16 protein-coding genes are annotated in these 11,971 nt (G+C 38.0%); 15 read left to right on the top strand and 1 reads right to left on the bottom strand.

Annotated elements, in window-relative coordinates; all coding sequences use genetic code 11:
• The first annotated feature begins 73 nt into the window (after positions 1 to 73).
• From Q7S11_01660 to Q7S11_01645, 4 genes are all read left to right on the top strand, one after another.
• Entirely contained in the window at positions 74 to 1,042 is a 969-nt protein-coding gene (locus tag Q7S11_01660) for a hypothetical protein (GenBank protein ID MDO8572460.1), read from the top strand.
• Positions 1,043 to 1,245: 203 nt separating this feature from the next.
• Entirely contained in the window at positions 1,246 to 2,391 is a 1,146-nt protein-coding gene (locus Q7S11_01655) for an adenine-specific methyltransferase EcoRI family protein (protein ID MDO8572459.1), read from the top strand.
• 1 nt (position 2,392) lies between these two features.
• Positions 2,393 to 2,740 carry a hypothetical protein gene (locus Q7S11_01650; protein ID MDO8572458.1) on the top strand — a complete coding sequence of 116 codons (348 nt, stop codon included), beginning with the start codon at positions 2,393 to 2,395 and terminating at the stop codon, positions 2,738 to 2,740.
• Positions 2,741 to 2,786: 46 nt separating this feature from the next.
• A complete protein-coding gene (locus Q7S11_01645; protein MDO8572457.1) occupies positions 2,787 to 3,956 on the top strand; it encodes a DUF262 domain-containing protein in 1,170 nt (389 codons plus the stop codon).
• Positions 3,957 to 4,106: 150 nt separating this feature from the next.
• Here the strand turns inward: Q7S11_01645 and Q7S11_01640 are convergent, their stop codons facing one another.
• Positions 4,107 to 4,289, bottom strand: coding sequence for a DUF1508 domain-containing protein (locus tag Q7S11_01640; protein ID MDO8572456.1), 183 nt, complete (start codon positions 4,287 to 4,289; stop codon positions 4,107 to 4,109).
• A 132-nt stretch (positions 4,290 to 4,421) separates the two neighbouring features.
• Between Q7S11_01640 and Q7S11_01635 the strand changes: the two genes are divergently transcribed.
• The 11 genes from Q7S11_01635 to rplU all read left to right on the top strand — a co-directional run bounded on the left by Q7S11_01635 (position 4,422) and on the right by rplU (position 11,951).
• Positions 4,422 to 5,102, top strand: a complete 681-nt coding sequence (locus tag Q7S11_01635; GenBank protein MDO8572455.1) for a DUF4065 domain-containing protein — start codon at positions 4,422 to 4,424, stop codon at positions 5,100 to 5,102.
• A complete protein-coding gene (locus Q7S11_01630; protein ID MDO8572454.1) occupies positions 5,092 to 5,484 on the top strand; it encodes a hypothetical protein in 393 nt (130 codons plus the stop codon). Before Q7S11_01635 ends, Q7S11_01630 begins: the two co-directional genes overlap by 11 nt.
• Before the next feature lie 35 nt (positions 5,485 to 5,519).
• Positions 5,520 to 6,026 (top strand): hypothetical protein, encoded by a 507-nt coding sequence (locus Q7S11_01625; GenBank protein ID MDO8572453.1) that lies wholly within the window; start codon positions 5,520 to 5,522, stop codon positions 6,024 to 6,026.
• A gap of 240 nt (positions 6,027 to 6,266) precedes the next feature.
• Positions 6,267 to 7,322: a DUF4325 domain-containing protein gene (locus Q7S11_01620; protein MDO8572452.1), complete on the top strand. Its 1,056-nt coding sequence runs from the start codon at positions 6,267 to 6,269 to the stop codon at positions 7,320 to 7,322.
• Positions 7,323 to 7,464: 142 nt separating this feature from the next.
• Positions 7,465 to 7,752: a hypothetical protein gene (locus tag Q7S11_01615; protein MDO8572451.1), complete on the top strand. Its 288-nt coding sequence runs from the start codon at positions 7,465 to 7,467 to the stop codon at positions 7,750 to 7,752.
• A 91-nt stretch (positions 7,753 to 7,843) separates the two neighbouring features.
• Entirely contained in the window at positions 7,844 to 8,800 is a 957-nt protein-coding gene (locus Q7S11_01610) for a virulence protein RhuM/Fic/DOC family protein (GenBank protein MDO8572450.1), read from the top strand.
• Positions 8,801 to 8,905: 105 nt separating this feature from the next.
• Positions 8,906 to 9,274, top strand: coding sequence for a hypothetical protein (locus tag Q7S11_01605; GenBank protein ID MDO8572449.1), 369 nt, complete (start codon positions 8,906 to 8,908; stop codon positions 9,272 to 9,274).
• A 93-nt stretch (positions 9,275 to 9,367) separates the two neighbouring features.
• Entirely contained in the window at positions 9,368 to 9,973 is a 606-nt protein-coding gene (locus tag Q7S11_01600) for a GGDEF domain-containing protein (protein ID MDO8572448.1), read from the top strand.
• Positions 9,974 to 10,037: 64 nt separating this feature from the next.
• Entirely contained in the window at positions 10,038 to 10,238 is a 201-nt protein-coding gene (locus Q7S11_01595; protein ID MDO8572447.1) for a hypothetical protein, read from the top strand.
• Between the two features lie 7 nt (positions 10,239 to 10,245).
• Positions 10,246 to 11,295, top strand: a complete 1,050-nt coding sequence (locus tag Q7S11_01590) for a DNA recombination protein RmuC (protein ID MDO8572446.1) — start codon at positions 10,246 to 10,248, stop codon at positions 11,293 to 11,295.
• A gap of 308 nt (positions 11,296 to 11,603) precedes the next feature.
• Positions 11,604 to 11,951 carry a 50S ribosomal protein L21 gene (rplU, locus tag Q7S11_01585; protein ID MDO8572445.1) on the top strand — a complete coding sequence of 116 codons (348 nt, stop codon included), beginning with the start codon at positions 11,604 to 11,606 and terminating at the stop codon, positions 11,949 to 11,951.
• The last annotated feature ends 20 nt before the right edge of the window (positions 11,952 to 11,971 follow it).

Below are 11,971 nucleotides of genomic sequence, written 5' to 3'. Positions count from 1 at the left end.
CACCAATCGAAACGTTTTTGTTTTCTAAACTAAGGAGCGATTTTGCTAAGAAAGCAGTAAGCTAAAAATACATATGATTACCTCAGAACAATTTTCAAACCTTTTTCTTCGTGACGAACAAAAAGATACTAGAGTTAATTTTGCTGATTTAGGTGTTGTCGGTTTTAGTATAACTAAAGAATATCCTAAGACTGGCTTGATATTTCAACCAATGAGGAATCAAAAAAATGAAGTTGATTCTGTGGCATTAATTAAAATCTATTTTGTACTTGAGAATGTAGATAAAAATGACATGTGCCCTTTATCTGTTTGGATTAGTCCCGCAAGTAAGTATCTTCTAGGTGGTAGGATTCGGTATAACTATGAAGATCAAGACAGTCCGTCTGAAGAAGCCTTGTTGGAGTGGCAGAAAGCCCTTAAACCGCCGGAGCTTTTAGAGGATGCTTATATATTTAACACCAAAACAAATAAAATTCTAAATAGTACTAATAATGCCGAAGTAAACACACATGAAATCATCGAAAAAATATTTTTAGAACATTTAAAGACAGCTAAGCGTTTCAGGGGGTTACCATTTAGACTTAAATTAAATACTCGTGATTTTTTTGCAAATTACCCGCTGTTAATCTGTAAGGGTATTTACATTGTGAATAAACAAGTTTTCTCAAGAGATATACCCGATACACGCTCTTACGACACCGTTGCTTACGAGCTTTTTCTTAAGCCAATTCCACACGGCTTATTTCAAATAAAACAACCTAAAGATTTAAAGATATTTGGTACAGAACTTCCTATTTCAAAAAATTCTGTCATTTATACAGCTTTTATTTTTGTATCCTTAAATCTAATTGGATATTTTTGGTTTCCAAGCCTTGACAAAGGAATGGCTTATCTTTTTGCAAAAAACACATTTCTTACTGCTTCTGTTGTTATAATTTGGTTTATTGTGTTTGACAATTGGTTACCACATATTTTGCTTTCCGTATCAAATTTGATTGTTAAGTTGGCAGATTGGAGTAGAAGAAAGAAAATAAAAGTTTAAATTTTTGAGTGTTCAAATAAAACCCTTTGCCAGTCCGATTCTGCCCAAAGGCACCATACCCCCATTTCTCCTTGAAACAAAGGGTCTTTTGTGGTTTGATGAAGGAATTATGACAGCAAAACACCCCCACTGTTCCTCAAGTGCATATTCTATAACTGTAGTGTTGGGAATCTCGGATGATGGCGGGCTTTTGAAATAAATTTATGGCTAGAGAAGCATCAATCAAACATCTTACAAATGCGAAGCGGGCAAAGAACGATGAGTTTTATACTCAGTACATTGATATTCAAAAAGAGGTTGAAAAGTATCTGGATTATAGTCCAGATACTTTTCGCAACAAAGCAGTATATTGCAATTGCGACGACCCATTTGAGAGCAATTTCTTTCGCTACTTTGTTCTAAATTTCAACAAACTTGGATTGAAGCAACTCATCACGACTAGTTATAAGCCATCGCCTGTCGCCAATACGCAACTCGGACTGTTTGGCAACGATAAAACACTTGCAAAAGCAAAGGGCCGTCCGAAGGTAACCGCCAACAAATTTATTATCAACGAAGTGAAAGATGTAGACGGTGACGGCGAGTTCAACCTGAAAGATGTTGCTAAGCAGTTAAAGGCGAACAAACATAATGAGTGGAGGCCATTAGATGGTGATGGTGATTTTCGTAGTGATGAATGCATCGAATTACTTAAGCGCTCCGATATAGTAGTAACCAACCCACCTTTCAGTTTGTTTCGTGAATATGTAGGGCAGCTTTTTGATTATAATAAAAAGTTTTTGATTATCGGTAATATCAATTGCATAACTTATAAGGAAATATTCCAAAAAATTAAAGAAAACAGAGCATGGCTTGGCAATGGAATGGGAAGGTGGATTTCTGGATTTATTGTGCCTGAATCCTACGAATTGTACGGGACAGAAGCTCGGATAGATGAAAACGGAGATCGAATTGTCGCCACTAATAATTGCTTGTGGCTCACTAATCTTGGCCACGGAAGACGTCATCAACCATTGCCACTTATGACAATAGAGGAGAATTTAAAGTATAGTAAACATAAAGAGATCAAAGGTAAAAGGTCATATGATAAATACGACAATTATAATGCGATAGAAGTACCTTTTACTGACGCAATACCGAGTGATTATAAAGGTGTAATGGGTGTGCCGATTAGTTTCTTGGACAAATATAATCCTGAGCAGTTCGAAATTTTAGGAAGTGATTATAATGTTAAAGAGGGGTTACTTCCTGAATTGGTTAATCCAAGATGGAAAGGTAAGTTAGATAGAGGTTATATAAGTAACAATAGACTTTATACCCGAATACTTATAAAACACAAGAAAAAATAATATGAAAAAATTAAACCCTAAAAAAGTGATAGAAGAAATTGACTCGTTGCTTTTTGAGCTTAATAAACGGCTGAATGCAAAAGAAGAGTTTGAAGATCTTCATAAAAAAAGCTTGCAACTTTGCCAAATTATCTTTACAGCAAGAAAACTCTATAAAGCGATTGACACGCCATATCCTGTTTCGGTAGTTATCACTTTTGATAATTCTTTTGGAACAGGTAAAGAAATCAAGATTCCCAGCGAAGAACAGCAATGGGAACAAAGAGAGGATCTATCAAAAAAGATTATTACTACTTTAAATGATGCACGAGAGGTTTATTCTTTAAAAGCAAAACTTTCTGAAGACTAAGAGTGCCGCTCTGTTAAAATGGAGCTCGTTTTGAGCAAAAAATAATATGAAAACAATTTTAAAAACTAACATCACTGTAAAAGATATTTGCGAAGAGTTCGTCTATAACGAACTGGAGGGCAAAGGGCTATTTGGTTTGTCTGGCAAGCTCACTATTCAGCCAGAATACCAACGCAATTATATTTATGCATCCGATGGCGGTAAAAGAGAAATGGCTGTCATTGAATCAGTTCTCAAGGGATATCCGATTGGATTGATTTATTTCAATAAAGTTTCCACTGACAACCTAGAAGTTTTAGACGGGCAACAACGCATCACAAGTCTTGGACGATTTATCACCGACAAATTTGCAATTGTGGATGAAAATGGTTTACAACAAAATTTCAGTGGTATGGCAAAAGATAAAAAAAATAAGATATTGGAAACAAAACTACTTATTTATGAGTGCGAAGGTACAGAAAGCCAGATAAAAGAGTGGTTCAAGACTATAAACATTGCGGGTGTTCCGCTCGTCCCCCAGGAGTTGTTAAATGCGATCTATTCTGGACCATTCGTTACGCTGGGTAAAGAGGAGTTTAGCAACAGCCAAAATGCCAATACTCAAAAATGGAGTGCGTACATAAAAGGCAGTGCGAACCGACAAGCATTTTTTGAGAGGGCTTTAGACTGGGTGAGTAAGGGGAATATCGATGATTACATGAGTATTCATCGCAACGACAAAAATATCAGTGAGTTAAAAAAATATTTCAATAGTGTAATTGATTGGATCTCCAGTGTATTTACCGATGTAGAAAGCGAGATGTGCGGACTTGAGTGGGGACGACTGTATGAGCAGTACCACAAGAAAGCTTACAATCCTTCAAAAGTATCGAAAGAGGTACGGAAGCTCTACGGTGACCCGTATGTCAAAACCCGCAAAGGCATTTATGAGTACATTCTCGGTGGTTCGGAAGACACAAAGTTGCTAGATATTCGAGTTTTCGATGACGCAACTAAACGGTCTGTTTACGCCAAACAAACTAAAGAAGCTGAGGTTAAAAAGAAATCAAATTGCTCACATTGTGCTATAGGGCACGATGCTAATAAGGAAAAGATTTGGAGTTTTGGCGAAATGGAAGCGGACCATGTATCAGCTTGGAGTAAGGGCGGAGCTACTTCGGCAAAGAATTGTGAAATGTTGTGCAAGACTCATAATCGGGCAAAAGGAAATCGATAATAATTGTTATTTAAAAATAAATCACCCACAGGGTGATTTATTTTGAGCGAGGTATACTTTTCTAGCGCTGTTGGGGAATAGTTGTAACTCAATCAATTCTCTTTCTCCGCAAGCTCTCTATAATCCAGTACTTTTTGCTCAAGTTAACCTCTATATTGTTAAATCACGAATATCAGTAGTCTTTCCGTTTGCTTGCGTCCAATTTATTGATTTTTTGACTTCTTGCCTGGAATCATAAGACTCACTACTCATGCAAACAATTTCCCCATTGCTTGATTTTAGAACCCAAAAATATTGTTCAGCGTTATCTTTCTTGATATAGTATGTTGCCATGGTATTTTTCTAATTAAATCGGTTCGACTAAGCCGAATGAGCACATTTTACGCCTTAATTTCATGATGTCAAATATCTCGACATCTGTGTATAAACTGTTGACAACTATGGAAGAACATTTATACTTAAGATATGACTACAATATATGCCCAAAGAATTAAAGAACTGCGCAGGAAAAATAATTTTTCACAAGAGGAAGTGGCAACAGAATTAGGCATTTCTAGGCCCTCTTATATTTCATTGGAACAGGGTAAACGAGAGTTATCGCTTACAGAATTCGGTGTGCTTAGTAAATTATTTAATGTAACCATTGAAGATCTTTTATTAGACGACGGACAAAAATATAAAAAATACGAACAGATGCTTTTTGCCTTTTTGCGAAATACTGCAGGAGATGGAAAATTGCCAAAAACAAAACTTGCTAAACTTTTGTATTTAGCAGATTTTGCATGGTTTTATACCACTCATGCAAGCATGAGTGGTTTACCATATAGAAAAATTGAACATGGGCCTGTTCCTAACTACTATTTCACACTTTTAGAAGAATTAGAGGGCGATGGAAAAATCTCTATACAGCCGAAGGGGAAAGCGTATCTTATCGCTGAAACGCGAAGTGGACAAAAAGTCGAGGATAATTTACTAAGCATCAAAGAGAAGAAGCTTATTAAAGAAATAGCGCAAAAGTGGAGAAATAAAGATACGGAAGAAATCGTTAAATTTACCCATAATCAGTTACCATATACTTTTGCGGATAAAGGGGCGGTGATTCCATACGAATTAATCACCCAAGAAGACCCCGATCATGTCTATTAAATATTTAGTGACTATAGAAGATTTTGCGGAAGGACACTATCTAAAAAATTTTCGTAAAAAGTATAATAAATCATTTGATATTCCATGGAAGGCATTTTTACTTCTGCTGGAAAAATTTGATCTTCTACTTAAACGCAGTGGGACTAACGCAATATCTGACAAAGACGGGAAAATTGTTATATGTAAATCAGAATTCAAGATATTACCAAACGAATCAGCAAAATCATCAGGCAATAGATGTATTATTGTGCAAGATAAAGAAAAAATGGAAGTAAGGATTCTTTTGGTTTATTGTAAACACGATATTCAAGGTGGCAATGAAACAGTCTGGTGGAGTAATATTATAAAAAATAACTATCTCGAATACAAAAACCTTTTATAAATTTCACACATCATTTTATCCCGTAACTTATTATCATGAAATGGATTCTATTCACCGGCACTTGGAAACTTACCAATAAAGAAATAGAGGAGGACGTACGAAAAGCCGCTCGATCTGTTATTGAGCGGGGAGACGGAGTTCTCACGGGCGGCGCTACAGGCGTTGATTATTTCGCGATGGACGAAGTTTTGAAACTGGACCCGTCCGTCTCTCGTTTGCGTGTCATCATTCCCGCACGGCTCGATAGTTATATCCACGACTATTTTACGAATTGGTGCCACGAACCGATCACAAAGAAAGATATCGATGAACTCGCCGCGCTCTTAAAGAAAATAAAAAAGGTCAATCCAACCGCGCTCTTAGAAATGCCGTATGAGACCATTACTCAAGAACATTATAATTTACGCCACGATCAAGAGGTTATGTATTCGGACGAAGTATATGCCTTTCAGGTGAATGATAGCACTGGCACGCAAGACACTATCGATAAATCTGCAAAAGCCGGACTACCAATTTCAAATCATAAAAAATATAAAATTTGACCTCGTCCTATACCCCATCCCCGCGGCAAGCCTACCTACTATACAGGCAGACCGTCTGGGGATTCTCCACAATTACAATAAAAACCTAGCCGCCCCTTTCCAAACCAAATCCACGCAAATACGGGTAGACATGGAAGAGCTTAAAAAGTCAGTGCTAAAAAGGGCGCTTATGGGGGAGTTGTAATTTGTTGACAATCTACTTGACAATTGAATATAGATTGGTTTACAATGTAGTTGCTTATGAAAAACAAAGAAAAAATATTACAGTTGATCAAACAAAAGGGCAGGCTTACTTCTCGTGAAATAACTGGCAGTGTTGGCGTATCTCGTCAGTATGTAAATATGGTCATCTCCGGTCTTATTGCAGAAAAACAGGTAATAAAACTGGGGGGGACTCGCAATGCTTTTTATGTTTCATCGGATTATGTACAGGAACATCCAGATGTTCTTCCGTTGACTTTTAAAAAGAAATATAAAAATATTTCACTTGAAGAACATCAAGTTTTAGTAGAACTTGAAGAAAAATTTCCACTTATTTCAAATATTCCAGAAAATATAAAGAGTATTTTTACCTTTGCTTTTTCTGAGATGTTTAATAATGCTATCGAACACTCGCAATCAAAGATAATCTCAGTTGAAGTGTCTTTAATAAACGATACAGTATCCTTTATTATCGACGATTCAGGTATTGGAGTTTTTCGAAATATTATGAAAAAGAAAGGGTTGCGTTCCATTGTCGAAGCCATTCAAGATCTTCTAAAGGGGAAAACCACTACCATGCCAAAGTCACATTCCGGAGAGGGAATATTTTTTACGTCAAAGGCATCGGATTTGTTTATTTTAGATAGTTTTGGATATCAACTCGCCCTACAAACCCTACTGGGTGATGTTAAGGTCAAACAAATATCAGTTTTAAAACGCGGAACGCGTGTTATGTTTAAAATCTCTGTTCATTCAAAACTTCATCTTAATGATGTATTTAAGAAATATACTAATTTAAAAGATGGTGGTGATTTTGGATTTGATAAAACTGAAATACGAGTGAAGCTCTTTATGACGAGCGGTATTCATATTTCTCGCTCTCAAGCCCGTAGAGTGCTTGTAGGACTCGAGAAGTTCAAAATTATTTTATTTGATTATGAAAAGGTTCCTATGGTGGGGCAAGCCTTTGCTGATGAGATTTATCGAGTGTTCCAAGGGCTTCATCCAGACATTCGTCTTGAAAATGAAAATATGAGCGAGGGGGTACGCTTTATGATTCTACGCGCAAAAAACGAGGCGAGAAAAAAGAGTTAAGGGAATCGAATGAAGGAATAAGAAAATTTTATTCTTTCACAACTACATCCAGCACACACTTTGTTGCAGAACAGATGGTGGGGTGTGGTATGCTAGAATACAGGCACAGCCAAATCTTTATTATTTAACACACACATAAACCATGATAGATCCTAAAAAAATTGATTTTAATCAACTCCCAAAGAAATTTTGTGATGGAGCAATTGGAGCCTATGGGAAGGAAATATTTTCTTTTGCCTTAACATCGGGAAACAATATTGACTCATTTGCAACTACTCCTCAAGTCATGAAAAGCATTGCTATTTGGATGAACGAACAAATAAAAAATTATGAAAAACAATTTGGTGTTATCGATATGACAGAGCCTCAAATACAGAGTCCAATTCAAATGGCGGATTTAAAAAAGGGGGAGGACGATTCAAATAAGTAAACGTATGTTTTAAGAGAATAATCCTCTAAATATTCTTAAAGCTACGCACAACCAACCCGTCCCATGTCCTCGTGGTACAATAAATTTACTGATGAAAAAAGAAGGTAAACAGATAGTATTTTATCAAGCATCCTCTGGTGCGATCGAACTACGTGGGGATTTTGAGCGTGAAACTGTGTGGGCGACTCAAGCGCAAATAGCAGATATTTTTGGCGTTGAGCGTTCTGTTGTCACAAAGCACATCAACAATATTTTGAAAACGCGGGAGGTTGATAAACAAAGCAATGTGCAAAAAATGCACATTGCAAAATCGGATAAGCCCGTCGGACTTTATTCTCTTGACATCATTTTAGGCGTCGGCTATCGAGCAAATTCTGCTCGTGCTATTGAATTTAGAAAATGGACGACAAAGACGCTTCGCGAGCATATTACCAAGGGTTATACCATCAATCGCAAGCGTATCGCCCAAAATTACAATGAGTTTATGAAGGCGGTTGCCAACATTCAAGTACTTCTTCCCGAACATATTACGGTTGATCCAAAGTTAGTTCTTGAGCTCGTTAAGGAATTTGCGAGTACGTGGATATCACTTGACGCTTATGACAAAGAAACACTTAAAACCGTTGGCACAACCAAAAAAGCCATCAAGCTCACCGGAGAAGAATTGACCAATGCTTTGCAAACGCTGCGAACCGATTTAATGAAAAAAGGTGAAACAACAGAACTATTCGCTCAAGAAAGAGTATCAGGAAGTATCGAGAGCATCGTAGGGAATATCATGCAATCATTTGGCGGTAAGCCGGTGTATCCGAGTGTAGAAGAAAAAGCGGCACACCTTTTGTATTTTATGGTAAAGAACCACCCATTTACAGACGGGAACAAACGCTCCGGTGCTTTTGCCTTTGTGTGGTTTCTTCGCAAACATCGCGCAAAGGGCGGTCGCAATATCAATCCAGCTACATTGACCGCGCTCACACTTCTTATTGCCGAAAGCGACCCGCAAAAGAAGGATCAAATGGTGGCACTCGTAACACACCTCCTGAAATAAAAAATCATCAGCCACTGGCTGATGATTTTTTAAAATATGTGCCCCCTTCCAAAACTAAATTTCTGTGGTATAGTCACCTAAGCAAAACAAACAGGAGATCTTTCCATGTCGGCAATTTTAGCTCGGAGCTACGGTACCCCTATTAACCGCATAGAATTCAAACTAAAAATTAGAAGGAAGAAGGGATTCCAAATAGTTTCATGGGATCTTGTGATGTACGGTGATGCCGCACGTACTGCGCTTATAATGCGGGATTATGATTGGTATCTAACAAATGATAACTACCTAGTTCTCGGGGTATTGAATGAGGAGGATCTCCCCATTCTCGCCGTCGAGCTCTGTCTTGAAGACGGTGAAAATCTGAAATGGCTGGTAGGGCGGTCACAAAAAACAAATTGGGATGGTTTTTACACACCCGTGAAGATAGCCCGTGTGCCAACTCACAATCATTGTCTCCTTCTCGAGGGGGAGTAATCAATAACTTTACCCATCAAGACCCGTTTTATACACGGGTCTTTTTCTTGCTCTATGGTGAGCAAATCTAGACCCATGGTATTATGTATCTATATGTTTTCATCCGTCGGCATCATACTTGCCATATCGCTCGGGATCAACATCCTGCTTCTTGTTCTTTTTCTCGAACAACGCCGTGTCATCACCACGGACACGCTTACCGGGCTTCTCAATAAGGTTGGGCTTTTTGAAGCACGGAGAAAATATACCCGTAGGAAAAACAGCGATGGATTTTGGATGTTTGACCGCAGAAAAAGACATAATGAAGCAACTGGCGCCGTGCTCTATATCGACCTTGATAAATTCAAACCAGTGAATGATAAATATGGTCACCATGTGGGGGATGTTTTAATTGTTGAATTCAGTAAGTTTCTCAAAGAGCATGTCCGATCCAAGGATACTCTTGCGCGACTTCATGGAGATGAGTTTGTGGTGATCCTAGAAGGTGTCGATGAGGATGAAGCAAGAAAAATCGCTACGAACATTGTTGAACATCTTCGAGAGCATACATTTAAGGTTCATGGACACATGATTAAACTTGAAGCGACGGTTGGTGTGGCGATAGCAAAAAATGACGAACCTTTTGATTTCGATACCCTTATTAAAGAGGCAGATCGTGCCATGTTACAATCAAAACAAGGAGCTCGTGGTGTGCGATAGACATAGATTATTGTCTTTGTGGTATGATGGTCGTATGAATATTTTTAAATTTTAATTCTATACTATGGAACCGGAAACATTAAATATATTAAAAGAATTGGACGTGAAGATTGATAAGATATACAAATCTGTAGAGAAAACACGGAAATATTTTCAGTGGACGCTTATCACATCTCTCATATTTTTTGTCCTTCCGCTTATTGTTATGGCGGTTATTTTACCATCACTTCTGAATGGTATCTCTACGTTTTACGGAGGTATGTAATGAAATCATGTCAGTATCTCTTTACGTGGTGTTGGGTGTTATTGTAGGTGCCTTTATTGCGTGGATTATTATGCGCATGTTTCCTGTTGCCCAAGAAGAAGGAAAAGGGGAACAGCAAGGACTCTTATTGCTTCAAAACCAAATAGAACATTTAACGAAATCAATAGATTCTAAATTGGGGGAATCTAATAGGGAAATGCAAACAGCGGTTCGTGTGCAATTTGGTGAGTCACAAAAACTCATTAAAGATATCACTGAGCAAATCACTCATGTGAAGGAAACCAATAAGCAGGTGGTAAATGTTGCCGACCAGCTTAAATCACTTCAAAATACGCTTCAAAATCCAAAACAGCGCGGGGTGCTCGGTGAATACTATCTTGATACCGTGCTCAAGAATATTTTTCCGCCCAGCCAATATCAATTGCAATACAAATTTGTCGATGGCGATATCGTGGACGCGGTCATTTTCCTTAAAGATAAGATACTCCCGATAGATTCAAAGTTTTCACTGGAAAATTATAATCGCATTGTGGTAGAACCTGACGGCAATGAGCGTACGCGACTTGAAAAACTTTTTGTGCAGGATATTAAAAATCGTATTGATGAAACCTCAAAATACATCCGTCCTAAGGAAAATACGATGGATTTTGCTTTCATGTTTATTCCATCCGAGGCAATTTACTATGATCTTCTTGTAAATAAAATGGGTGCCGATGCGCGCGATCTCATCGAATACGCATTTCGTGACAAACATGTGATTATTGTGTCTCCGACATCATTCATGGCATACCTCCAGACAGTTCTTCAGGGACTGCGGGCTCTCCAGATCGAAGAGTCTGCAAAAGAAATTCAGAAGAGAGTGGGGGAACTCGGACGTCATATTGGCAGTTATGATCAATATATGGCTAAACTCGGGAATGCACTCGGCACGACGGTAAACCATTACAATGTAGCCCACAAAGAACTTAAAAAAATTGATAAAGATGTGCTCAAGATTTCAGGAGTTTCTCCTGAAATAGAACCGATTGCGTTAAATCGTCCCAACATAGAGGAGTAGTTTTGTTAATAGACCCGCTGTGCGATAATTTTTTGTAACGAGATTGAGAGTTCGTCATTGCAATAGAAAAGATTATTGCACAGTGGGGCTAATAAAAAAAGAGGAACGACAGGGTCGTTCCTCGAAGCAAGTGAACGGGAGGTGCTCACTTGTGTCACTAGGGCACAACTAGGAGGAGATGCTTTTCGTGACATTTCATATGATATAGTAAAATCTCAAACTGTCAATATTTCAAAAAAATCTCATTAAAACCCTAGAAAATTTAATGTATTTGCATTTTTTTTAATTTTGTGTAGAATGTGGTGATTATGGCTAAAGGAAAACCTATTACTAAGGGGGCGCACTTCGCGGTTATACAGACCGGAGGGAAGCAGTATCGAGTTTCAGAAGGGCAGACACTCACAATTGAGAAACTTCCAGGAGAGCTCAAAAATGGCTCAATAATCGCTTTTGACAAGGTGCTTCTTAAGGATGATGGGGTAAGTACCAAGATTGGCGCACCCTATCTTTCTGGTGCAAAAATAGAGGCGACACTTGAAGAAGAAGGAATGGGGGACAAAGTGATTGTTATTAAATACAAAGCAAAAAGCAGGTATTTCAAGAAACGCGGTCATCGTCAGCCCTACATGAAAGTGAAAATCTCTTCGGTTACATAAAAATAAAAGTCTCGACACTG

It is taken from the genome of bacterium (assembly GCA_030648955.1).
GTDB lineage: Bacteria > Patescibacteriota > Minisyncoccia > Phycocordibacterales > JAUSHB01 > JAUSHB01.
The sequence above is the reverse complement of the archived record's forward strand: the minus strand, read 5'-3'. Positions and strand labels throughout refer to the sequence as shown.